The 24,428-nt window shown below is 38.5% G+C and carries 22 protein-coding genes; 11 read left to right on the plus strand and 11 right to left on the minus strand.

Annotation, left to right across the window (positions count from 1 at the left end; genetic code table 11):
* Nucleotides 1-196: 196 nt before the first annotated feature.
* The gene (locus ACG916_RS20540) at nucleotides 197-1,495 is read right to left on the minus strand and encodes a serine hydrolase domain-containing protein (RefSeq protein WP_336953721.1); all 1,299 of its coding nucleotides are present in this window, start codon (nucleotides 1,493-1,495) and stop codon (nucleotides 197-199) included.
* A gap of 269 nt (nucleotides 1,496-1,764) precedes the next feature.
* Between ACG916_RS20540 and rpsO the strand changes: the two genes are divergently transcribed.
* The 3 genes from rpsO to ACG916_RS20555 all read left to right on the plus strand — a co-directional run bounded on the left by rpsO (nucleotide 1,765) and on the right by ACG916_RS20555 (nucleotide 5,749).
* On the plus strand, nucleotides 1,765-2,034 hold the full coding sequence (gene rpsO / locus ACG916_RS20545) for a 30S ribosomal protein S15 (RefSeq protein ID WP_004725514.1): 270 nt from the start codon (nucleotides 1,765-1,767) through the stop codon (nucleotides 2,032-2,034).
* A 255-nt stretch (nucleotides 2,035-2,289) separates the two neighbouring features.
* Nucleotides 2,290-4,377, plus strand: coding sequence for a polyribonucleotide nucleotidyltransferase (gene pnp, locus ACG916_RS20550; RefSeq protein ID WP_419328026.1), 2,088 nt, complete (start codon nucleotides 2,290-2,292; stop codon nucleotides 4,375-4,377).
* Nucleotides 4,378-4,525: 148 nt separating this feature from the next.
* Nucleotides 4,526-5,749 carry a magnesium transporter CorA family protein gene (locus ACG916_RS20555; RefSeq protein WP_336953741.1) on the plus strand — a complete coding sequence of 408 codons (1,224 nt, stop codon included), beginning with the start codon at nucleotides 4,526-4,528 and terminating at the stop codon, nucleotides 5,747-5,749.
* A 7-nt stretch (nucleotides 5,750-5,756) separates the two neighbouring features.
* On the opposite strand, the gene ACG916_RS20560 is transcribed toward ACG916_RS20555, so the two are convergent.
* The 6 genes from ACG916_RS20560 to ACG916_RS20585 form a co-directional block, all read right to left on the minus strand.
* Nucleotides 5,757-6,026 carry an HP1242/YdcH family protein gene (locus ACG916_RS20560; protein WP_336953722.1) on the minus strand — a complete coding sequence of 90 codons (270 nt, stop codon included), beginning with the start codon at nucleotides 6,024-6,026 and terminating at the stop codon, nucleotides 5,757-5,759.
* Between the two features lie 122 nt (nucleotides 6,027-6,148).
* Nucleotides 6,149-6,487, minus strand: coding sequence for a chaperone modulator CbpM (locus ACG916_RS20565; protein ID WP_004725521.1), 339 nt, complete (start codon nucleotides 6,485-6,487; stop codon nucleotides 6,149-6,151).
* A 41-nt stretch (nucleotides 6,488-6,528) separates the two neighbouring features.
* Nucleotides 6,529-7,497 (minus strand): DnaJ C-terminal domain-containing protein, encoded by a 969-nt coding sequence (locus ACG916_RS20570; RefSeq protein WP_336953723.1) that lies wholly within the window; start codon nucleotides 7,495-7,497, stop codon nucleotides 6,529-6,531.
* A gap of 345 nt (nucleotides 7,498-7,842) precedes the next feature.
* Nucleotides 7,843-8,718 (minus strand): Hsp33 family molecular chaperone HslO, encoded by an 876-nt coding sequence (hslO, locus tag ACG916_RS20575; protein WP_004725526.1) that lies wholly within the window; start codon nucleotides 8,716-8,718, stop codon nucleotides 7,843-7,845.
* An 83-nt stretch (nucleotides 8,719-8,801) separates the two neighbouring features.
* Nucleotides 8,802-10,697, minus strand: coding sequence for a monovalent cation:proton antiporter-2 (CPA2) family protein (locus tag ACG916_RS20580; RefSeq protein ID WP_336953724.1), 1,896 nt, complete (start codon nucleotides 10,695-10,697; stop codon nucleotides 8,802-8,804).
* 275 nt (nucleotides 10,698-10,972) lie between these two features.
* Nucleotides 10,973-13,198, minus strand: a complete 2,226-nt coding sequence (locus tag ACG916_RS20585) for a primosomal protein N' (RefSeq protein WP_336953725.1) — start codon at nucleotides 13,196-13,198, stop codon at nucleotides 10,973-10,975.
* A 168-nt stretch (nucleotides 13,199-13,366) separates the two neighbouring features.
* On the opposite strand from ACG916_RS20585, the gene gspF reads away from it, so the two are divergent.
* The 3 genes from gspF (at nucleotide 13,367) to ACG916_RS20600 (ending at nucleotide 15,666) form a co-directional block, all read left to right on the plus strand.
* Complete coding sequence (gene gspF, locus ACG916_RS20590; protein WP_419327965.1) at nucleotides 13,367-14,572, plus strand: type II secretion system inner membrane protein GspF; 1,206 nt, start codon at nucleotides 13,367-13,369, stop codon at nucleotides 14,570-14,572.
* A gap of 39 nt (nucleotides 14,573-14,611) precedes the next feature.
* Nucleotides 14,612-15,049 (plus strand): type II secretion system major pseudopilin GspG, encoded by a 438-nt coding sequence (gene gspG, locus ACG916_RS20595; protein ID WP_004816754.1) that lies wholly within the window; start codon nucleotides 14,612-14,614, stop codon nucleotides 15,047-15,049.
* A 281-nt stretch (nucleotides 15,050-15,330) separates the two neighbouring features.
* The gene (locus ACG916_RS20600; protein WP_336953727.1) at nucleotides 15,331-15,666 is read left to right on the plus strand and encodes a hypothetical protein; all 336 of its coding nucleotides are present in this window, start codon (nucleotides 15,331-15,333) and stop codon (nucleotides 15,664-15,666) included.
* 74 nt (nucleotides 15,667-15,740) lie between these two features.
* Here the strand turns inward: ACG916_RS20600 and ACG916_RS20605 are convergent, their stop codons facing one another.
* Nucleotides 15,741-16,004 (minus strand): DUF2798 domain-containing protein, encoded by a 264-nt coding sequence (locus ACG916_RS20605; RefSeq protein WP_419327964.1) that lies wholly within the window; start codon nucleotides 16,002-16,004, stop codon nucleotides 15,741-15,743.
* Nucleotides 16,005-16,354: 350 nt separating this feature from the next.
* Between ACG916_RS20605 and ACG916_RS20610 the strand changes: the two genes are divergently transcribed.
* Nucleotides 16,355-16,693, plus strand: a complete 339-nt coding sequence (locus ACG916_RS20610; RefSeq protein WP_419327963.1) for a tRNA-binding protein — start codon at nucleotides 16,355-16,357, stop codon at nucleotides 16,691-16,693.
* Nucleotides 16,694-16,760: 67 nt separating this feature from the next.
* On the opposite strand, the gene lnt is transcribed toward ACG916_RS20610, so the two are convergent.
* On the minus strand, nucleotides 16,761-18,320 hold the full coding sequence (gene lnt / locus ACG916_RS20615) for an apolipoprotein N-acyltransferase (RefSeq protein WP_419327962.1): 1,560 nt from the start codon (nucleotides 18,318-18,320) through the stop codon (nucleotides 16,761-16,763).
* Nucleotides 18,317-19,156 (minus strand): CorC family transporter, encoded by an 840-nt coding sequence (locus ACG916_RS20620; RefSeq protein WP_004816763.1) that lies wholly within the window; start codon nucleotides 19,154-19,156, stop codon nucleotides 18,317-18,319. The genes lnt and ACG916_RS20620 overlap by 4 nt, the downstream gene beginning before the upstream one ends.
* Before the next feature lie 193 nt (nucleotides 19,157-19,349).
* Between ACG916_RS20620 and tusA the strand changes: the two genes are divergently transcribed.
* The 4 genes from tusA to ACG916_RS20640 all read left to right on the plus strand — a co-directional run bounded on the left by tusA (nucleotide 19,350) and on the right by ACG916_RS20640 (nucleotide 24,080).
* Nucleotides 19,350-19,607 (plus strand): sulfurtransferase TusA, encoded by a 258-nt coding sequence (tusA, locus tag ACG916_RS20625; protein WP_419330723.1) that lies wholly within the window; start codon nucleotides 19,350-19,352, stop codon nucleotides 19,605-19,607.
* Nucleotides 19,608-19,848: 241 nt separating this feature from the next.
* Nucleotides 19,849-22,617 carry a type VI secretion system Vgr family protein gene (locus tag ACG916_RS20630; protein ID WP_419327961.1) on the plus strand — a complete coding sequence of 923 codons (2,769 nt, stop codon included), beginning with the start codon at nucleotides 19,849-19,851 and terminating at the stop codon, nucleotides 22,615-22,617.
* A 2-nt stretch (nucleotides 22,618-22,619) separates the two neighbouring features.
* Nucleotides 22,620-23,495 carry a hypothetical protein gene (locus tag ACG916_RS20635; protein ID WP_336953734.1) on the plus strand — a complete coding sequence of 292 codons (876 nt, stop codon included), beginning with the start codon at nucleotides 22,620-22,622 and terminating at the stop codon, nucleotides 23,493-23,495.
* 84 nt (nucleotides 23,496-23,579) lie between these two features.
* A complete protein-coding gene (locus tag ACG916_RS20640; RefSeq protein WP_419327960.1) occupies nucleotides 23,580-24,080 on the plus strand; it encodes a hypothetical protein in 501 nt (166 codons plus the stop codon).
* Nucleotides 24,081-24,147: 67 nt separating this feature from the next.
* On the opposite strand, the gene ACG916_RS20645 is transcribed toward ACG916_RS20640, so the two are convergent.
* A partial coding sequence (locus ACG916_RS20645; protein ID WP_419329195.1) for a 4Fe-4S dicluster domain-containing protein occupies nucleotides 24,148-24,428 on the minus strand: 281 nt, incomplete at its 5' end.

The following is a 24,428-nucleotide window of genomic DNA, read 5'->3' on the forward strand; positions in this document are numbered from 1 at the left end:
TGCCATAAAATACTCCATATATTGATGTTTATAACATCATTTGGGGAGCAAAATATCACTTATAAGTGTTGTTCAAATTTCCTGATCCACCTCTATAAGCACAATAACTAAACAAGAAACTACAGCGCAAAGGGAAAGCCCTAAGAGTGATCTTAGGGCTTTTTCATGTTTTATCTGTCGCGTTTAAAGCTGTTATTTAAACCAATTCGGTTTCTGTTCGATCTGTGCCAAATAATGCTCTACGTTGTGTTTTAGGAATTTTAGGACACTGGCTAGAAATTTGATAAAGCGTTTGTGCCAGAGCAGGAATATGTGTTCCAACCACAGCTTTTCCTGTATTTAAAATACTGACGCTAATATCACGTTCTGGATCGGCCCAGCAGAGAATGTTGGAAAAGCCTAAATGCCCAAAAGCTTGCCCCGTCATTGGTCCAAATATACCTACTGGGTTACTGCCGAGCATAGGCCCTAAAGCATAGCGCATCGGTGCAAGCAAGGTTCGGTCTATGTTGGTGGTTGAAGTGGGCAAAGTTGCACGAAATACAGTTTCAGGACTCATGATTTGCTTGCCGTTATATTGACCACCATTCAATAACATCTCAAAGAAGCGATTGGCTTGTTCAGCACTAGTGTAAATATTGCCAGCAGGGCATACCGTATCCATAAAACGTGGATCATTAGTCACATCGACAGCAAGCTGTAAGCCGCCACCGAGCACATGGTTTAAATATAAGTCTGTACCGAGTTTAGGGTGTACACCAGTCGGATAATTTAAAGCAACTTGATCTCTATATTCTGGTTCTAAGCCATAGTTAAAAAACTGCATATCCATCGGTTTTTCAATGTGCTCATGTAAAAACTGACGAATATCTTGTCCTGTTACCCTTTCAACCAATTCACCTAAGATATACCCCGCAGTAACAGCGTGATAAGCCAAATGCGTACCAGCTGGTGAAATGGGCTGCGCAGCGTAAAGGTGTTGCAAAATACGATCTTTATCAAAAAGCAGTTCAGGGGTGACTTCCATTTCTATCCGTGGAATTCCACCACGATGGGACAACAAATGGAAAATTGTTGCACGGCGCTTCCCATTTTGTGCATATTCAGGAATGTAATAACTGATCGGATCTAATAGATTGATTGCACCTGTTTCATCTAACATGTGAATCAGCATTGCTGTAATTATTTTTGATGCTGAAAATAGACAAATCGGGGTGTCTGGATTGGCAAGTACTGCATTTGAAGCGAGACCATCGGCAGAATTACCTGACGCATAACCCAGACTACGATTGAGAATAATCTTGCCTTTGCGTCTTAGGCACATGGTGATCAGGGGATGATTGCCTGTTTGATACAGATTTTCAATACTTTGCCAAATCTTTTCAACTTGTTGTTGGTTCATCCCTCCCAGTTCTGGAGACACTTCATTTTTGCGCTGAGTGATACTGCTTAAGTCCTTAGGTACATAGCAGGTATTGGTTGAAAACAATTTCACAATCTTTTTCCATGATTATTTTTATTCCACGGCAGTGTGAACTGAGTTGAGCATGATGTCAGTGTCCCAATTGCCATGCTATCTGTAAAAAAATTGCAATAGTCTTGTAGTTAAGCCTTATGGAATATGGTTGTACGATATTTTTGCAATCTCACCCCAGTTCCTTTAAAATAGGCGACTGCTGTAGTGATGCACGGCAGTTAAATTGATTTTGAAGAGTCAATTTGATTTGTATCAAATATTTAAATTAAGCATCTCGGAGAAATCGAATGGCTTTAACAAACGCAGATCGCGCAGAGATCGTTGCAAAATTCGCTCGTGCTGAAAATGACACTGGTTCACCTGAAGTACAAGTTGCTTTATTGACTGCTCAAATCAATGATTTGCAAGGTCACTTTAAAGAACACAAACACGATCATCATAGCCGTCGTGGTTTGATCCGTATGGTTAACCAACGTCGTAAGCTTCTTGACTATCTTAAAGGTAAAGATGCTACTCGTTACAGCGATTTGATTGCTGCTTTAGGTTTACGTCGTTAATTCGATTTAAACTTTTATTTTCGGATTATTGCATGCTGAATGCTGTACTGATGAAAACTAAAGTCTATCCAGTATTTACTGGATAAAAGGGAAGGGGCGAATATTCGCTCCTTCTTCGTGTTTAAAATTAGTCTAACTAAAGATTTATTGTCTAGTGAGGTCGGCTTCTAAGCTTTGTCATTTATGCGGTTGATGTGAATGCCAAACCTTAGGGGTCTCCACTAGAATAAAATTAGGAAACAAAAATACATGTCAATGTTTAATGTTATTCGTAAAGAATTTCAATATGGTCAACATCAAGTTGTGCTAGAAACAGGTCGTGTTGCTCGTCAAGCAAACACGGTTTTTATTACAATGGGCGGCGTAACAGTACTGGTTGCTGTTGTTGCACAACCTACTGCTAAAGCGGGTCAAGATTTCTTCCCACTTACAGTTAACTATCAAGAAAAACAATATGCTGCGGGTCGTATCCCAGGTGGTTATGGTAAGCGTGAAGGCCGTGCTTCAGAAGCAGAAACTTTAATTTCTCGTTTAATTGACCGTCCAATTCGTCCGTTGTTCCCAGAAGGTTATTTCAACGAGATCCAAGTTACTGCAACAGTTGTGTCTTCAGACAAAACCATGGATGCTGACATTGCTGCAATGTTAGGTACTTCTGCTGCACTTGCAATCGCTGGTACACCTTTCCGTGGTCCAATCGGTGGTGCGCGCGTTGGTTTGATCAATGGCGAATATGTCCTTAACCCAAATTTAGAACAACTTGCTCAATCTGACCTTGACCTTGTAGTTGCAGGTACAGAATCTGCTGTATTGATGGTTGAGTCTGAAGCAAAAGAACTTTCAGAAGACCAAATGTTAGGCGCTGTGCTTTTCGGTCATGACGAAATGCAAATTGCAATCCAAGCGATTAAAGAGTTTGCTGCTGCCGCTGGTGCAACAGAATCAACTTGGACTGCTCCAGTTAAAAACGAAGATCTTCGTGCAAAATTAAAAGACGCATTTGAAGCTAAAATCTCTGAAGCGTATACTATTGCTGTTAAGCATGACCGTTATGCTGCCTTAGATGCCCTTCAAGCTGAAGCAACTGCTCAATTCGTTCCTGAAAATGAAGAATCTGGCATTGCAGATGACTTAAACGAATTATTCGAAGATCTTAAATACCGTACTGTACGTGACAACATCCTTTCAGGAAAACCACGTATCGATGGTCGTGATACTAAAACTGTTCGTGGATTAGATGTACAAGTGGGCGTGTTAGATCGTGCTCATGGTTCATCATTATTTACACGTGGTGAAACTCAGGCGTTGGTTACAACGACTTTGGGTAATACACGTGATGCGTTGATGGTGGATACCTTGTCTGGTACAAAAACTGACAACTTCATGTTGCATTACAACTTCCCTGCATATTCTGTAGGCGAAACAGGTCGTGAATCTGGTCCTAAGCGTCGTGAAATTGGTCATGGTCGTTTAGCACGTCGTGGTGTACAAGCTGTTCTTCCACCAGCTGATCGCTTCCCGTATGTGATTCGTATTGTATCTGACATTACTGAATCAAATGGTTCATCTTCAATGGCTTCTGTATGTGGTGCTTCATTATCACTTATGGATGCAGGTGTTCCTCTTAAAGCGCCAGTTGCGGGTATCGCAATGGGTCTAGTAAAAGAAGGCGAGCGTTTTGCTGTTCTTTCTGACATCTTAGGTGATGAAGATCACTTAGGTGATATGGACTTTAAAGTTGCTGGTTCTGCAAACGGTATTACTGCGCTTCAAATGGATATCAAAATCGAAGGTATCACAGAAGAAATTATGGAAGTTGCGTTGAATCAAGCCTATGCAGGTCGTATGCATATTCTTAATGCAATGAACCAAGTGATTTCACGTGCACGTCCTGAAATTTCTATGCATGCACCAACATTCCAAGTGATCAACATCAATCCAGATAAGATCCGTGATGTGATTGGTAAAGGTGGTGCGACAATCCGTCAAATCACAGAAGAAACAAAAGCAGCGATTGATATCGAAGATAACGGTACTGTACGTGTATTTGGTGAAACGAAAGCGGCTGCTCAAGCTGCGATTGCAAAAATCCAAGCGCTTACTGCTGAAGTTGAACCAGGTAAAATCTATGCAGGTCGCGTGATTCGTATCGTTGAATTTGGTGCGTTTGTAAATATCATGCCAGGTACAGATGGTTTACTTCACATCTCGCAAATTTCAAACGAACGCGTTGCAAACGTGACTGATATCTTGGCTGAAGGTCAAGACGTTAAAGTTCAAGTTGCTGACGTAGATAACCGTGGTCGTATTAAATTAACTATGAAAGATGTAGACCAAGCATAATATTTGCAAGGTTTAAATCTTTTACAGTTTGATTAAAATTTAATAAAGAAAAGACTGCCTTGTGCTTTGCCAAAGTTACAACTTTGGCTTGCTCAGGGCTTTTTTTATGGCATGATGCATAACAAGAAAGACTAAAAATATCGTGGATATGCAAAGCTTTTATTTTTTTCAACACACAGATGAACCTTATACTTGTATACAAAAAGAGCCTGTTTTTAATGCAGAGCAACAATTTGTTTGGGTGGACTGTACCCGTGAAGATGTGGTCAATCGTGCTGAGCTATGGCAAAAAGAAGTCTATAATGCGACCGAGATTCACCTCAATGAATATCATATTCGAGATATTTTAAATATCGAACATCCATGCGCATTTGATGCAATGGAAGATTATGATTTATTGATTTTTCGTAAATTAATAACCCCAGATGATCAGATCGATAGTGGTGAAGATGCACTTGAACAGCATGATCATGTTTTTGGCTTAGCGTCTTCGCCAGTCAGTTTTATTATTACTTCACAAGCTTTAATCACCATTCATGAAAAAGGCAACCATGCCTTTGAAAGTTATCTTGCACGTATTTTCAATATCATGAATAAGAGTTTAGAAGAACAGAATAAACCACGTAAATTACCCACTACGCCTTTAGATTTAGCACTGCGCTTGTTAAATAGTATGATTGATGGCTATTTGGATTTACGTAATCCTTTGTCTCGTCGCGTTGAATTTTGGCAACAAGAACTTTTGCAAGGTAATCGCCGCTTTACTAAGTGGCATCAACTGTTTCAGGAGAATCTGGTTTTTCAACAAATCGAAAATTTGTGCGAAGAACAAATAGATTCCTTACAAGAACTTCGAGATGAAATTGTTGAAAATTATGCCCATTTAAAAGGTAAAAAACGCACTGAGAAGCAGGACATTATGCTGGTTCGCGTGGATGATCTCGTTAGCCATGTTGAGCGTATTCAAAAATATACAGTACGCTTAAGTACGGCAATTCAAACTGCGATTGATTTACATTTTTCTGCAATCGCCAATCAAACCAATGAGAATATGCGAATTCTTGCGATTATTACTGCCGTGTTTGCGCCATTAACTCTATTAACAGGGGTATATGGAATGAATTTTGAATTCATTCCAGGTCTACGTAGTCCGATAGGTTTCTGGGTGATGTTGGGTGTGATGTTAGGTTGTACGATTGGGCTGTTAGTCTATTTTTACCGTCGTCATTTGGTAGGACGTGGTGAACGAAGTGTGATTGATATGTTGGCACAACAACATAAAAATCAGCACGTCAATTTACTCTGGTTTTTAGATTATGAACCGATCAAACAAACCATGAAAGAAGTCGAAAAAATCACAAAACTGAAATAATTAAGCATTATTCTGGTTGAGGATTTATTTGAGCTGTCTTTTGTAAAATTAAGTAGAGTTGATCTTTTAATCTTAATTTTTTCCGCTTGAGCTGCTCAATATTTTCATGAATATGATTGAGTGGATCAAGCTCAAGGTGACTGATTTCACGATCAAGTTCATCGTGGTCAATCAAAAGTTTAGCAAAATGCGGATCTTCTTGTTTTAAACTACACATGAGATCACGGTGTTCTGGGAACATGTGTTTCAACTTTTTATTCATTACTTTCGAATTCATCAGAGCTCATTAACCTCTTTGTCATAAAATTCTAAACGATAAAACAAAAATGGAGAGACAAGTTCTCCATCATGACAGGTTAAATATTAACCTGTCACTAGGCATTAACATTTTGAAATGAATTAATGAGTATGAAGGTGAAGATGTTTGACTTGTTTTCGTAATTGTTGAACTTCATCAAGTAAATCCATCATCATTGCAACGGCAGATAAACTGGCTTCAAAGTCGCGTTGTAAACGATAGGCGCGGCGTGCCCGTGAGATGTCTTCTCCAAAAAATTGATGAATACGATCCTCAGGACGTGCGGGTAAAATTTCATATTCAAGCAATTGCAAAATCCAATCCGGACTTTGACCGCATGCCTCAGCAAAATGCTTGAGATCTAGATTTAGGTTTTCATCCACGATTTCTGCATCATGGAAACCGTCATAGACAATTTCACGATATTGAATAGTTGTCATGATTGCTCTCCTTTAGCAAGGCTATGTTGGTATCTATAAAATTATGAACGGGGATTAAAGTCATTAAAAGCATCAGCAAATTGTTGATAGGCTTTTTGCTGTGTTTCGGTGGTTGCTTTGGGATAAACAATATTAATCACCAAATAAAGATGACCTGGGGTTTTATGCGGTATCCCTTTATCTTTTAAACGGAGTTGCTGATTGGGTTTGGCATTTTGTGGCACAGTTACTTTTACTTTACCTGCTGGGGTATCAATTTCAATACTTTGACCAAGTGCTGCTTCCCAAGGTGTAACATCAACTGTGTAATAGACATCAGTACCTTCAACACGAATACGGTCAGTGTCTTGGTATTGGATCTCAATATAAAGATCGCCATTTTCGCCACCGTTAATTCCAGCTTGTCCTTGTTTTGCAAGGCGAATTTGCTGACCTTCTTTCATGCCTTTCGGAATTTTAACTTGGAGGGTTTTCCGTTGTACCTCGGGCTCACCATAGGCATTATAGGTAGGGATTTGTAAGGTGATACTCTGGGTTGCGCCTTCATAACCAATGCTTACAGGAATTTCAATACTGGCATGTTGATCTTCACCCTTATAGCTGCGCTGTTGCTGAGAGCCGCGTTGTCCAAAATCTTGTTGATGTCCGCCACCAAAACCGCCACCGAAACGTCCAAATAGATCTTCAAAACCACTAAAATCTTGTCCACCACTGCTACTGTATGAGCGATGGAATTGGCTACCGTCAAAACCACTTTGACCTGTAGATTGCCCTCCAAACCCACCTGTATTGGCATAGGGGTTGTCGAGTTCAAAATCGTATTGTTTTTTCTTTTCTTCATTACTTAAGGTGTCATATGCGACATTGATGGCTTGCATTTTTGCTTCAGCATCAGTTTCTTTACTCACGTCAGGATGATATTTACGTGCGAGTTTTCGATAAGCTTTTTTAATTTCGTCTGGTGTCGCATTTCTAGAAACACCCAAATCTTCATAATAATTTTTTGCCATACTTAAGGTCATTATTTTGTTTAACTTTATTCTAGTTTTATGCCTTTTTGGCTACAGATGGAAGAGCAACTTAGTGTGGTTATTGTTTCAAAACTTATCTAGAACAAAATCCCGCTTATTCCTGATAAAGGTGGTGTTTCATGTTCTATGGGCTTTGTGTGTTCGGGGTGGTGCTTTGGTTAAGTAAATGACGATTCCAAATAGCTATTTAACATTTTAACTTATAAAACTTGCTGATTATGCTTTGAATTTTAATTGAAAAAGAAGAGCAAACTGAATTTGCTCTTCTTAGTAAAAATCGATAGTTAAATTTTTGCAAATTTAAACCATTCAGATCTCAATAGATTAACTTAAATGCTCACCAAACAGATTCAAAGCTTCTTTTGCGGTGAACTGATATTTTTTATTGCAAAATTGACAATCCATTTCAATTGGATTTTGAATTTCTAGGGTTTCTTTGACCGCATCCAGACCAATTTGGATCAACGCATTTTTGCATTTATCGCGTGAACAGGTACAGTTGAATTGAAGTTGTTCAACGTCTGGCAGACGAACCTCTTCCTCGTTATATAAACGATAAAGAATTTCTTGTGCAGTTAAATCTGTCAACTCTTCAGGTTTTAACGTTTGAGTCAGCATAATCAAACGTGGCCATAAGTCTTCATCGACACGTTGTTGTTCTTCTTCATTATTACGTGGTAATAACTGAATTAGTAAACCGCCCGCATTGTGATGCGTGCTTGCCAAGACAATACGTGTTGGAATTTGTGCGGAAAGATCGTAATACTGCATTAAACAAGCGGCAAGAGTAGGTTGATCTAGTGGCACAATCCCTTGATAACGCTCACCAAACTCAGGTTCAATATTGATAAATAGAACAGGTTGTTGCAAGGTGCTAAGCACAGTACTACTGTCTTCACTCAACATAAAATGTGGGTCTTCTTCATAATCTGCAAGTGCGCGGACATCACCTAAATGGTTACATTCAGCCATTGCCCATTTGAATGTACCTTGTGCTTGAATTTGTAAGCTAATACGTCCTTTAATTTTTAATGTGCTGGCAAGTAATGCTGTTGCACTCAACATTTCACCCAATAAAATACGCACAGCGGGCGCATAATTACGCTGCGATAGAATTGTTTGTAGTGCTGTATCTAAATGTACAATTTCACCACGTACAGGGCTATCTTCAATATAAAAACGTTGACGTAAATCAGACATAAAATTCTCCAAATCCCTGTTTAGATGGTGGCGATATTATAAATCACAAGTTTATTTCACCTGAAAAACTGTGCATCTTAAAGTTAATTTTCGTCATCACGTATAATATTAATACGATCGTGTTTGGTATGTAGCATTTGAGCTTTTGTTGTGGGTCTTTCTAAACCGGATTCATCCAAATCTGGGACATCTTTATATTGATCAGGATTATGGTTTTCAACTTGCGCATCACTTTCAAACAGGTGCTCAAGCTCCGAAATAAAGTCCCGATAGCTTTCAAAAAGCTTTTGCTCATCGGTATAAATGCGTTGTTGACGCGTTAACAGTTCTTCATCGTAATTTCTAAATAGCTCAACACTATCATAAGCCTCTTGTTTACTCATTCCTAGTTCACACAATGCTCGATATCCCATACCCAATGAAGTCAAATAGGTTTCACGCCAAATATGTTTGACCCCGACATCACGCAGGAGGTGCATGTGATAGCGATCTCGTGCTCGAACTAATAAGGTAAGGTTTGGATAATTGAGTAAAATATGTCGAGCAACATTCATTGAGTCTTCAACATTATCAATTGCTAATACAAAAACTTTAGCCTGTTCAATTCCAGCCGCACGTAGTAAATCGGGTTGAGTCACATCGCCATAATACAAAGTACCACCATAGCGTCGAACAAAATCAATTTTTTGTAAATTATTATCAATGGCAGTAAAGGTAAAATGACGGATACGTGCTAAACGAGCAACAATTTGCCCTACACGACCAAAACCAGCAACAATAAGAGCTGGGTGTTCGTTGGGAATCTCATCGTATTTGGGTGCACTGTCTTTATTGATTAATGGCAATACTTGCGTGCTCACTAACCAAAAGAAGATCGGGGTGAGTACCATTGATAAGGTCACAATTAAGGTAATGGGTTCCATGATTGCTTCAGCTAGGACTTTCTCGCTTTTTGCCACGTTTAATACCACAAAGGCAAATTCACCCCCTTGGGCTAAACAGGTTGCGACCATTAAACTGTTGGTCCAACTCATTTTTTTATAACGTGCAATGGCTGCCATCACGATCATTTTGATCATAATTAAACTGACTGCGCCACCAATAATCAATAATGGCATATCTGCAATTAGCGAGATTTGTGTGGTCATTCCCACCGTCATAAAGAATAAACCGAGCAATAAACCTTTAAAGGGGGCAATACTGGCTTCAAGTTCATGACGGAATTCAGAGTCAGCTAGAAGCACACCCGTTAAAAAAGCGCCTAAGGTTGTGCTAATTCCGAGTGTATCCATCAATAACACCACACCCAGCACGATAAATAAGCCAACGGCTGTGATCAGTTCAGTTGCTCCACTTTTTGCCACAAAGCGAAAAAAAGGTCGCATCACATAACGGCTAAACAAAAATAAACCTGTAAACGTGGCAACAATCGCGGCAAAGTAAGCAATACCATGATGACTTGATTCGCTACCTGCTAAGAGGGGGATAATGGCGAGTAGGGGAATAGCAGCAATATCCTGAAAAAGTAAAATTGAAAAGGATTGCTGACCATGGGTAGTATTGAGTTGTTGTTTTTCTTCCAAAAGCTGTAAAACAAAGGCGGTTGAAGAAAGTGCTAAGGCAAAACCAATGACAAAACTTGCGGGGAGTGATTGTTGAAAGATTAAATAGATCGTTCCCATCAGAACCAATCCCGTAATCCCTACCTGTAAACTTCCCATCACAAAAATGGATTGGCGCATTTCCCATAAACGTTGTGGGCGAAGTTCTAAACCGATCAGGAACATCAGTAAAATCACCCCAAATTCTGCAAGGTGCATGATTTCCTCTGGATCGTTGGCGATGTTAAACGCGCTTGGACCCAGAAGTATTCCTGTAAATAAGTAACCTAGCACGGTAGCAATACCGAGTTTTTTTCCTAATGGAACAAGGATTAATGCCGCGCCAAGGAAGATAGTGATTTGGAGTAACAGTGACATTCACTTGCCTTAAGTTTTTTCTTTATTTAGAAATTGTAGCGTGATTTTGTGATGGGCTTGGAGATTTTTATTCAGAAATTGTCTATTTACCTAATAAAAATTTAACAGTGATTAGCACTATGAGGGGGATAGCCTTTGTACCCTCACCTAAGGGTGGCAAGTCTATCGTCATATAAATAGATTGTGCGTATTTAAACAATACAAAATGCAGCAGTGGTTTAATTGAGACTCGGTTCATTACCTCAATTTGTATAGCAATAAACTAAATCAAAAATTTAACTCAATTCTTGCGGATCAACATCTATGGTTATTTTCATCGTAGAGGGTTTGCTATGTAACAGCTGTTGCCACCATTGACGAATATAAAAATGCATTTTTGCCCGATCTTGAGAAAGCAAAACCACATGAGCTTGGTAACGTCCTGCTTTACGCTCCATTGGCGCTGGAATCGGTCCCCAAATATCAATTAAATTATCTTCGGCAGTTTGTCTAAGGAGCTGCGTCATTTCAGTCAGAAACTTTAAATTTTCTTCCTGATGCTTTGAATCACAGCGAATCAAAGCTGTATAACGAAAGGGTGGAAGCTGTGCGGCTTGGCGATCTTTTAAAGTTTGTTTAGCAAAGGTCCGATAGTCATTATGAATCAAGGTGTTTAATAAAGGATGATCAGGTCTTAGGGTTTGTAAATAGACTTCACCCTTCATTTCACCACGACCCGCACGACCTGCAACTTGAATAATTAATTGCGCAGTACGTTCTGTAGCACGGAAATCTACACTCAACAAACCTGCATCGATATCCAAAATTGCCACTAAGGTGACATAAGGAAAGTGATGTCCTTTTGCCAGCATCTGCGTGCCAAGTAAAATAGTCGGTTCACTTTTTTGGATTTGATCATAAATCTTTTGCCAACTACCAACCCGACTAGTTGAGTCACGATCTACGCGCAAGACGGGGAAGTGAGGGAACAGCTCATTCAAGGTTTCTTCAACTTTGGCAGTTCCCATGCCAATTGGCTTTAATTGTTGTTGATTGCATTGAGGGCAAGCATCAGGCATACGATTAATCGTGCCACAATGGTGACAGTGCAAATGCTGATAAGGCTTTAAATGCAGGGTAAAGTGAGCATCGCAGTTGGGGCAATTGGCCTGCCAACCACAGCTTTCACAGATAAGCACAGGGGCATAACCGCGGCGATTTAAAAAAATCAGAACTTGTTCTTTTTTCTCTAAACGTTTTTTGATTTCAGCAATCAAAACATCACTTAAGCCATGCTGTTTTTTTGCCACTTTTAAATCAATCAAATGCATTTTCGGCATGATTGCGGCACCAGCACGTTGATTTAATTCAATCCGTGTCAGCTTTTCTTGGCGAGCAAGATAATAACTGTCAATACTAGGCGTGGCCGAACCTAAGATAATCGGGCAATTTTCTAAATGTGCACGATACATGGCCACATCGCGAGCATGATAGCGAAAGCCTTCTTGTTGTTTAAACGAAAGATCATGCTCTTCATCTAAAATAATCAAACCCAACTGTGGCAAAGGTGTATAAATTGCAGAACGTGTGCCTAAAATAATAGAGGCTTTGCCCGTTTGCGCATGCTGCCATGCTTGTAAACGTTTAGTGTCATTTAAGCCTGAGTGCAGTAAGGCAATATTGCAATGAAAACGTGATTGAAAACGGCTGATGGTTTGTGGGGTTAAGCCGATTTCAGGCACTAAAACCAAGACTTGTTTGCCTTGTTTAAGTACTTCATGCATCACTTGCAAATAAACTTCGGTTTTACCACTCCCAGTTAAACCATCCAGTAGAAACGCTTGATATTTTTTCTGCGCTTTTAAAATCGCTTGAATGGCTTTCTTCTGATCGTCATTTGGCGTGAGGGGCATCTGTGCCAATTGCACCGGTTCTGGCGTGACATTTTGTGGTTCTAAATCACAACGAACAATGTCTTTTTTCTCAAGGACTTTGAGTGTGGCTGTTTCAACACCACTTAGATTAAGAATATTTTCCTGTGTCCCTTTCGGGTGTAGCTTTAAAATTTTATAGGCTTCTTGTTGTTTTTCAGAACGCTTAACTTTGTCTTCGGCATGTAAGTCTAAAAGTTTCCAGATACGTGCCAATAAATTATAAGGTTTCCCTTGGCGTAATAAGGTAGGTAACGCCGTTTGAATCACTTCACCGATAGGAAATTGATAATATTGTGATGACCATGTCAATAAACTTAAAACTTTACTGTCTAGAATGGCCTGTTCATCTAACAGTTCAGTAATGGCTTTGAGTTTAAAATGGGAATCCACAGGTTCATCAATCGGTACTTTCTTGACAATAACACCAATCAGATTCTGTCTGCCAAAAGACACTGCAACACGCGCACCGACTTCAGCTTGCGCATATTGTTCAGCGGTGACTTGGTAATCAAAGCAGTCATTCAAATAGACTGGAACAGCAACTTGAATACGATAAATCGTCTGTGGCGTAGCAAGGGTATTCGACATTTTTAATTTAGTGACTCATTAATTTAGTGAGGCTGTGATGAAATTGTTTCATGTGCAGATTCGGCTTGTGTTAGAGTGTAACAGTCATCTATAAACATGAATATGAATGATTTATAGGGTATGACGCAACAGCGTAATCAAAAAATTTTGGAAAACTAGAGCATAATAATGCCAGCATATCAATTTACTGCAATTGATGCTTCAGGAAAGCAGCAAAAAGGCGTGTTAGAAGGAGATTCCGCACGCCAGATTCGACAACAACTACGGGACAAGGAATTGATTCCTGTCACGGTGGATGCTGTTGAACAAAAAGATAAAAATAAAAGTTCAGGATTTTTTCAACGTAAATTCTCGGCTTATGATCTGGCCTTAATGACACGTCAACTTTCTGTTTTGGTCGCTGCTGCGATTCCTTTAGAGGAAGCATTACGAGCAGTTGCCAAACAAAGTGAAAAAGTGCATGTACAAAATCTTTTACTTTCGGCACGTTCAAAAGTGCTTGAAGGGCACTCTTTGGCTCAAGCGATGCAACAAACAGGACGCTTTCCAGATTTGTATATTGCGACCGTTGCTGCGGGTGAACGTTCAGGGCATTTAGATTTAATTTTAGATCAATTATCTGATTACACCGAAAACCGCTTTGCCATGCAAAAGAAAATTCAAGGTGCGATGATCTATCCAATCATCTTGATGTTTATGTCTTTTGCAATTGTGATGGGTTTAATGACTTATGTTGTTCCAGACATTGTTAAAACCTTTGACCAAAGTAAACAAGCCTTACCTTGGATCACTGTAGCACTGATGAAAGCCAGTGAGATTATTCGACAGGCATGGCCCTTTATGCTGGTTTTTAGTATGGTTGGATTTTTCTTATTAATTCGTTTTTTGCGAACTTCTGCAGGGCACTATGCTTTTGATCGTTTAACACTCAGATTGCCATTATTTGGTAAATTATCTCGTGGTATAAATGCGGCACGTTTTGCCAGTACCTTATCTATTCTGACTCAATCAGGTGTACCGCTCGTAGATGCTTTGAAAATTGGGGCCGCTGTGAGTAGTAATTGGGTAATACGAGATGCTGTCAATATTGCAGCAGAGAAAGTCACTGAGGGTGGAAATCTTGCTACGCAATTGGAGCGTTGTGGTTATTTCCCACCGATGATGGTACAAATGATTAAAAGTGGTGAAGCTTCGGGAGAGTTAGACCGAATGTTGAGCCGTGCATCAGATATGCAGGATCGAGAAGTATCTTCATTTATTTCAACATTATTGGCTTTATTGGAGCCATTAATGTTGGTGTTTATGGCGGGTATTGTTTTGGTTATTGTGATTGCAGTTATGTTGCCAATCGTCAATATGAACAATATGATTTAAGCCAATTATTTTTATAAAGAATATATAGAGAGTAAGCAGATGCAACGAAAGATGAATAGGACTCGTCAGTCAGGTTTTACCTTAATTGAAGTGATGGTTGTGATTGTTATTTTAGGCGTACTTGCAGCATTGATCGTACCCAATGTGATGGGACGTGGTGAAAAAGCCAAAGTTGACACCACTAAAATTGCATTAAAAGGTGTAGCGGGTGCTTTAGATCAATATAAATTGGACAATGGGCGTTATCCGACAAGCCAAGATGGTGGTTTAGATGCGCTTGTCAATCAACCCGCAACGGCTAAAAACTGGTTACCTGGTGGTTATGTTAAAGGTGGTTATCCGAAAGACAGTTGGGAAAATGATATTCAATATGTGATCCCTGGTTCTGAAGGTCGTAAGTTTGATTTATATTCTTTTGGTGCCGATGGTAAACAAGGTGGTGAAGGAAATGATGCTGATATTTATTACCAACCTTAATTAAAGAATATTTAAGTTATAGTTTATTGAGTTAATCACTTCATTGAATCGAGTTAATAAATATTGAGTGAAGTGATAATCTTTCTTGTTTGCTAAAATGTACTTAATTTATTGAAATATAACAGCTATTTAAAATAACGATGTTTGAGAGTTATAATAAGAATTATTCCCATATTTAATAGTTACAAGAAAGTTAAATTGTGTATAAAAATAGACTTTTTATTTAATTAAAAGCTTGCATAATAGTTCTCAGGGCAATCTGAATTGCTGAGGAGGATGAGATGAAAGCATTATTATTACCAGATGAAATCAGCCAATTTCATTGGACTATGCTCAAATCTGTTCTTTTAATTTTGAGCCTATTACCGATTAGCCAGTTTTTTCTCAATATTTGGCAAGTTGCCGATGCCAATAGCCAGATCATGATTGGTTTTATGGCGATTAGCGTATTTAGTGCATTATCTATTATTAGTTTTTATAATGCCTTAAATTTGACAGTATTTCAGTTGAAAACTGAATTCTCATCATTATTAGAACAATATTTAGTACGTTCATATTGTTATGTGCCAATGTTATTTTTAGCTGCAATGATGTCTTATTTGGTGACTCAACTTTAGTTGAAATATCATGGAAAACCGAGGGTATAATCCTCGGTTTTTTTTGCACGATGATTTAGTAATTCAAGTTTCAACTAAGTCGGCTGAACAAGGCTCATGGTGATTTTGCGCACAATAGGTAAGATAAAAAGTAACACTGGAAAGGCAATCAGCCAAGAAATCCCCCAAGCTGAAAGCCATGTGTATAGCGAAAAATTCTCAAAACCCATGCTTCTGAATGTACTGATACATGAAACAATAAATGTCATGATAATAGATAGTAACAAAGGTAAAACAATCGCTGTATAGCGATGTGGAATCTTTTTAAAATTAAAATAAGACGATTTAGAATTTTGCATTTTTTACTCCGTAAACCAACAAACGCCAGTGCCGCACCAAAATATTAAAATTTTGATTAAAAATAGCCCCAAGCCTTGTTGGAGATATGTTGGCACGTTGATTGACGTAAACGTTTACGGCTTTATGATCAGCGAAAATAATTTAGCATAAACTTGAAAAAAATATAATAAAAAATGCACCGAAAATATTTTCAATTTCGTTTTGATAAGACTTGGGTTGGGGCTAGGTTGAACATGATTGTCTTTTTAACAGGATCATTTGTCTGTTTTATATAAGGTTGATTGCTTTAAATTTATCTAAAATGATTTTATCTATCGAGATGAACTGATAAAAATACGAGGACTCAGCAATGCAACAAATAGAATGGAATGACTTTCTTAAAGTAGAGTTAAGGGTCGGAAAAATTATTCAAGCCGAAGTGTTTGAGAAAGCGCGTAAGCCTGCTTATATTTTGCATGTTGATTTTGGCGAAGCGCTTGGTGTAAAGAAATCGAGTGCGCAAATTACCAACCTATATCAACCTGAAGATTTAATTGAGAAGCTGGTGGTTGCTGTTGTGAATTTTCCCAAAAAACAAATTGGACCGATTCAATCGGAGTGTTTAGTGACGGGTTTTCATAATCAAGATGGGCATGTGACGTTGTGTGTGCCTGATGCAAATGTACCATTGGGAACAAAGTTACTTTAACAATCGAATCAAGCTTTTTGTTGAAGTTTACCTCATCTCCTTAAACCAGAGATGAGGGATTCAAATATTAACGTCTAGATTTAAAGCTAATATCGACTGCTTTAGGGCGATAGATCCAGCCCAAAATTAATAATAATAGGGAGAGCAACAAAATAGGATAATCACTAAAGCGGGTGTACCAAGTTTCGCCTTGCATGGCAGGTAAATCACCACGAAGCACAGCTTTTTGATCTACAGGGGCTTGTTTTACAATATGCCCATTGTGGTCAATAAATGCTGTTACGCCTGTATTGGTAGCACGAATAAACCAGCGTCCATTTTCTTTGGCACGCATTTGCACCATTTGAAGATGTTGTAATGGCCCTGCTGTACCCGTGAACCATGCATCATTAGAAACAGTCACTAAAAAGTCACTATTAATCGCATTACGTCGAGTGAGATTCGGATAGGCCACTTCATAACAAATGGCTGCAGCCAAATCATGTCCTTTAATATTAAAAGGCTTTTGATTGGATGCACCTTGGGAAAATCCACTCATGGATGGATCATTTTGTAGCGCAGGTAACACCCAAGCCAACAATCCTGAAAGTGGAATATATTCACCAAAAGGCACTAGACGTTGTTTTTTATATAAGCCTGAAGAATCTGCGCCAGAAGCCATCATACTGTTGTAGTACATCGGATAGCCATTTTTTTGTGATTCTTTTAAGTCCCAATAAGGAATACCCGTTACCCATGCTGTGCCTGAACTTTTGGCTTGTTGATCCATCATATCCAAGAATTGTTGAATATCTGTTTGGAACAGTGGAATCGATGATTCTGGCCAAACAATCAGATCACGCCCCCATTCAGTACGGCTTAAATTTACATAAATTTCTAAGGTTTTAACCTGATATTCAGTCAACCATTTTAAATCTTGCGGAATATTGCCTTGAATCAAAGAAACGGAGAGCGGCTTTTCTGCTTTCGGTTGTACGAAAGTGATAAATGATGCAGCCCATGCGCCAAGGATTAAAATGATTGCAGGAAAGATCCAAAAGACTTTTCTATTTAAAATTTCAACCAATGCACAGGCAAGGATAATCACAACAAAAGATACTGCAAACACACCAAAGAGTGGAGCATAGCCATCTAAGAGTCGTTCAGTAAATGCGTAACCTGCAAATAACCAAGGAAAACCTGTAAAGACCCAAGTCTTGGACCATTCAAAAATAACCCACAAAGGAGCGAAAGTTAATGGTGTTTCAGGGAAGAATCTACGATATACCCAAGTCTGAATTGCGGTAAAAAGCCCCATGACAATGGCCATGATGGCGATCATCAAGACACTCAATACAGCATTGGTATCCCCATACACATGAATCGAGGTATAGAGCCAGAATGCGCCAACAAACCATAGACCAAAGCCATAGCTTAAGCCAATCGCAAATGCTTGGCGTGGTGTACGGCCTTTTAAGCAAGCATATAGCAGGGCAGGCGATAAAATTGCCAACCACCACCAGTAATAAGGCGCCAGTGCTAAACTGAACACTGCGCCTGATATTAACGAAATCAATAATGGGAAAATGAAGGGCAGCTGTTTTTGTTGTTGGGATGAATTTAACAGCTTATCAAAGTATGCTCTCATTTATGTACAGCTCGAATCAGATGAATAGTGCGCGCATCTGCTTCAATAATTGTAAATTCCCAATCCTCAAGCTCAACCACTTGGCCTTGAAGATCACTCACTAGACCAATTTCTTGAAGCAGTAATCCGCCCATAGTCTCTACTTCATCGTCAGGAAATTCAGCATCTAAAACATTGTTAAAATGTTCTATTGGTGTAAGTGCCTGCACAATCCATGTATTGGCTGTGGTATGTGTTGTATCTGGAATGATAAATTGTGCTTCTTCGTCAACGTTATCATGCTCATCTTCAATTTCGCCGACAATCTCTTCTAGAATATCTTCTAAAGTGACCAGACCTGCTGTTGAACCATATTCATCAATCACAATAGCAATATGAGTTTGAGTGTTTTTTAACATTCTCAAAACTTGGTCGGAACGGGCACTTTCTGGGACAAATAATGGCTGACGCATTAACGCATGAACATCTACAACAGATGAACGATCAGTTAAAAAGGGTAAAAGATCTTTAGCAAGTAAAATACCCACCACGTTTTCAGGCTGATCAGAAGAGAAAACAGGGAAACGTGAATGTGCAGATTCAATAAGAATATCTAAAATATCAAGAAGTTGATCATCTTCTTGTAAACTGACCATCGCTGTGCGCGGAGTCATGACTTCACGGATTTTTGTTGCAGGAAGGTCTAATACGCCTTCTAACATTGCAACAGTATCGGGTTCTAAAAAACGACGTGAATCTTGTACTAATTTTAGCAGTTCATCCCGGGTTTCTGGCGCTGTTCCTAACCATTTGCGTAAGCCACGCATTCCCCACGATGGGCCTGATTCCTCGTGCATGATCTTTCCTAAAGACGCTTAATATCTAGTAAATGTTTTTTTATCATACCGAAGAAAACACAGATGTCTATCTATTAAATAAGGTAAATAGATGAATGTATGTGTCATATTATAGATATATTGCAAGCCTTATTCATTATTTGAGTTTGTGTTAAAATTATTGGGTGATTTCGCTTCTTTTTGAGAATAGATAATGTCTGAACCGATGCCTAAAGCAAGCATTCAATTAAACACGCGTGGACTACGTTGTCCTGAGCCTGTAATGATGTTGCATCAAGCAATTCGTAAATCTGAATCAGGTGATGTCGTTGAAGTATTTGCAACTGATAATTCAACCTCTTGGGACATTCCTAAATTTTGTATGCATCTCGGTCATGAGTTGATTTTACAAGAAGAAGTACTAGATGATGCCGGGAATAAGGAATTTCACTATTTAGTGAAGAAAGGTTAAAAGATCATGATGGGTGGAAATCAGTCTATGTTATATGTAATGATTTCCCTTTTATTGATTTAAAAATATTGAAATTTATTTGGCCTGTTTTAATGGCTAATAAATTTATGTTATATGCAATTTATTGAATTTTAATAATTATATTGTAGATATTAAATCATTTTACAAAATTAAAAATGACAGAATTTTGACTTATGATTATAATCTAAACATATTTTTTAATAATAATTAACTCATTCAAATGAACAGCTTACTAAATAGCATTTATAAAATATTGGATCAGCTTGGACTAAACGCACAAAAACGAGCTTTGCATATCCAATTTAGCAATACAGACTTAAACAACCAAGTCTTCTTACAACGCATCGATGGACAACATGGTCTAAACCAAGGCGTGTCTATTGAACTGATTTGCCTTGCCACTTCGGCTGTGATTCCACTTAAACAATTTATCGGTAGCCAAGTGGCGATTGATCAAGTCACAGATCATGGACAACTGTTTCGTAGCACAGGGGTGATTACCGAAGCAGCACAAGGGCAAAGTGATGGTGCACTGACGCTATATAAACTCAAACTCGAAGATGCCACTTCACTGTGGCATAAACGTCGTAACAGCCGAGTGTTTATGAACAAGTCGGTTGTTCAAGTCATAGAAACGCTGTTTAAAGAATGGCAAGACAAAAGCCCACTCTTTGCCTCCAGTCTAAGCTTCGATAAAAGTGGTCTTAAAAAAGACTACGATATCCGACCATTCATTATGCAGAGCAACGAAAGTGACTATGCATTTTTAACCCGCTTGATGCGCAGTGAAGGGATCAACTGGCTGATTGATGAGGCGCAATTGATTGTGCCTAGTTCTGCGACTCAAATTCAACCACAAAAACTGCGTTTAGTGGATGACAACAGCGAATACAAAGTGCTAGAACGAAGAAAAATTCGTTTCCATCGTAGCAGTGCCACAGAACAACAAGACAGCATCACCAGCTTTATTGGACAACGCAGCTTACAACCCACTGCTGTCCATGTACAACGCTGGCAAGCAGATGTGTTAGAACAAGAAGAAGGTGCAGGCAGTGTTCAAAGCAAACATCAACATAGCCAAAACCAAAACAATGCCAGTCTTGGTTTAGAACAAGCTTGGCATATCAGTCCAGCATGGATTCAAGACCTGAATGGTGAAGATCAAGCAACCGCTTCAAATAACAATCAGATTGAAAAGATCAACCAAAACCTCAGTCATTACTATGATGCTCAATCCAAGCAATTTGTTGCCAACTCCACTGTACGTGATGCGCAAGTGGGGTATTGGTTTGAATTGAATGAACACCCAGAAATAGACCAACACAGTGGCTCAGACAAAGAATTTCTGATCACGTCCAAGACATTCTATAACCAGAACAACTTACCCAAAGATCTGAATGAACAAATCAATCGCTTGCTCAAACAAAGTAATTGGGTCAATTCAAATGTAGACTCAAACAACCCAGAACGCCAAGCCAATCAATTGGTACTACAACGCCGTAATATCACCACTGTTCCTGAATACCACCCACTACAACATCGTCCTAGTACCCATCCACAACGAGCCAAAGTAGTTGGGCCAAGTGGAGAAGAAATTCATGTCGATGAATGGGGGCGCATTAAAGTTCGCTTCCTATTTACCCGCAATGAAGATCATAGTCATGATGGTGGTGCAGGGAGCAATGACAACGACACTGATTCCGCTTGGGTGGATGTACTGACCCCGTGGGCAGGTGAAGGCTATGGTGCGCGGTTCTTGCCGAGGATTGGTGAGATTGTCGTGATAGATTTCTTTGATGGCAATATTGACCGACCATTTGTGGTGGGGCGTATCCATGAAGCGCAACGAAGCCCAACGAAATTTGATGACAAAGGCCAATTGCCTGATACTAAAAAATTAGCAGGGATCAAAAGTCGAGAAGTTAAAGGCAGTGGCTATGGCCAACTGAGATTTGACGATACCACAGAGCAAATCAGCAGCCAGCTACAAAGTAGTCACGGTGCGAGTCAACTTAACTTCGGTAACCTGAGTCATCCTAAAGAAACGGATACGAGTGAAGGACGAGGCGAAGGTTTTGAACTAAGGACAGACCAATGGGGTGCAGTGCGTGCAGGACAGGGTCTACTACTCAGTACCTATGCTCAAAATTCAGCTTCAGGCAATCATCTCGATGCAACAGCCGCGAAAAGTCAGTTAGAAAGTAGTCTAAATAATTCCAAGGCCCTAAGTGAAGTTGCTAAGAACCAGCAAACGGATCCTTTAGAAAATTTAGATCATTTGAAATCGTTTATTTCATTTTTGGAAAAAGATGAATCCAGTGAAGCAAAAAGCCAAGCAGATACCTTTAAGCAAGCTCTCATGTTATTGGCTTCACCCAATTCGGTTGCGCTTGCTACTAATGAAGATCTACATCTTTCTGCCGATCGACAAATCTATGAAACTGCGGGTGATAGTATCAACCTGAGTACGCAAAAGAATTTAGTTGCACATGCACAATCAAAGATTAGTCTTTTTGCGGCACAAGAAGGGGCAAGACTTTTTGCAGGAAAAGGTAAAGTTGAGATCCAAGCACAAGGCGATGGTACAGATTTGATTGCACGTAAAGGTATTCAGATTATTTCAACTGAAGATAAGATTGAGATTAAAGCGGATAAGAAAATTATTTTGATTGCAGATGGTTCTCAAGTTGAAATTAGTAGTGCAGGTGTTTTACCGACCACTGCAGGTAAGTTTGAAGTCAAAGCTGGACAACATAAGTTTTTGGGTGGGGAAAGAGTTAACTTTGAAATTCCTTTTCTACCAAGTAAGAATATATACTCTCATCAGTTTATCTTAAAGAATAAGCAAGGTGAAATCATGCCGAATACTAGTTATGTTTTAAATGGAGCAAATGGGAAAAAATTTAAAGGTAAAACAGACAAAGAGGGTAAAACAAATAGGATTTATACAGCTGAGCAAGAAAAATTTAGCTTGGATGTGGAACTATAATAATGAATGAGAAAAAATATATTACTGAGATTAATCAGCCTATAACAGAAATTGAAGTTAATGAGTATTATTTAGTTATTGGTACAGAGGCTAATGCTTCATATGCATATCAAAATGCAAAGATAACATTCTCCTCGAAATCGGCTAAACATCAATATTTAACAGGCCCTAATTTAGACTGGGGACATGCTTTTTTTTATGTTGTAGAAAATGATGATGTTTTTAGTTTTTTTAGTTTTGGCCCTAGCGCTGGAAAGAAGCTTGGTGAAAATAAAGTAATTGGAAATGCTTCAACATGTCAATATCCGATTGGTGAGGTAGCTCAATTATATGTTCTAAATATTAGTGAAGATGACGCAAAAAAAATAAAAAATGAAGTAAGTAAAATGTATGAGAAATCAAATAATCATTTTTATAATCATGAAACAAATGAATGGGAGCAAAAGAAATCAAATGATAAAAAATATAGAGCAATTACCAATGAAACTTGTGCAAAAGAAGCTTATAGAATTCTTTCAGATATTTTAGATAAAAAAATTCCTGATGCCTATGGCTATGTAAAAATGTATGGGATATCGAAAAAGGCTATATGTCCATTTGCATGGAATGAACATTTATTTAATTCTAATTTAAAACATTATAGTTACCCAGAGTATCCAAATGTAGGAAAAGCAAAAGAGCTATTAGCTGCATTTAAATTTAAAATAAATAATGAGGAGGAAGATTTGAAATATACTTACTTTTTAAGAACAGATTCAGCTAATAATATGAATTATGGTGTTATGGTTCCTGAGTTTGATGATGAGAATACTACAGACTGGTTTTTAAGTGAGGGTGATGAAGATCCTCTCAAAATATACTCATATTTTAATGGTTAGATAATGTATTATTTTAAGTTGATAAGTTTATTATTGTTTTTAATATTTAATTCAACTGTAAATTCCAAAACAATGGATGACAAGATGATTGATAATACTATTATGTTGATAAATGAAATCACAAGAGTGGGTGAAACAGAAAAGTGGAATAGTAGTCTCTTCTTTGAGGGAGCTTTGAAAGTGCATGTGCTAAAAGATGGAACTTTAACTGATAGAGGCGTATACGTTTTATCTAAAAATAAATTTGGTTATCCAGCCACAATCAAAGTCTTAAACTTAAATGATAAAGAGAAAAAATATAAATTTGTTTTTTCCCCATCAAATCAACCTGTGTTTAAAAAACCGATAAAGGCTGATGTAAAGTTGTTAAAAGAAAATAATATTTTCTTTAAATATTCGGAGCTGGTTGAAAAAGAATCAGCGATTTACTCTAGTCCGTACAGCCCAAATACATTATATAAACATATATTTGGTAATCAAAAAAATAATTCTATAATATATGAATTTTATTCATCAAAAAATGAAATTGAAAGTCAAATAAACTATGTTAGGCTGGTTGTTCTATTTGGTGGTGGAGATAAGTAGTATAAATTTTTCGTTAAAAACGAAATTTAATTAATGACAATAAACCCGCCGAAGCGGGTTTGTTGATTTACATATTCGGGTAGTTTGGACCACCGCCACCCTCAGGAGTTACCCAAGTGATGTTCTGAGATGGATCTTTGATATCACAGGTCTTACAGTGAACACAGTTCGCAGCATTAATCTGGAAGCGCTTAGAACCATCATCATTTTCCATAATCTCGTAAACACCAGCAGGGCAGTAGCGTTGAGCAGGCTCATCCCATTTTGGTAAATTGACATTGACTGGAATAGAAGCATCCGTCAGCTTTAAGTGAGCTGGCTGATTCTCTTCATGGACAGTATTCGATA

The organism is Acinetobacter legionensis, assembly GCF_048552295.1.
GTDB lineage: Bacteria > Pseudomonadota > Gammaproteobacteria > Pseudomonadales > Moraxellaceae > Acinetobacter.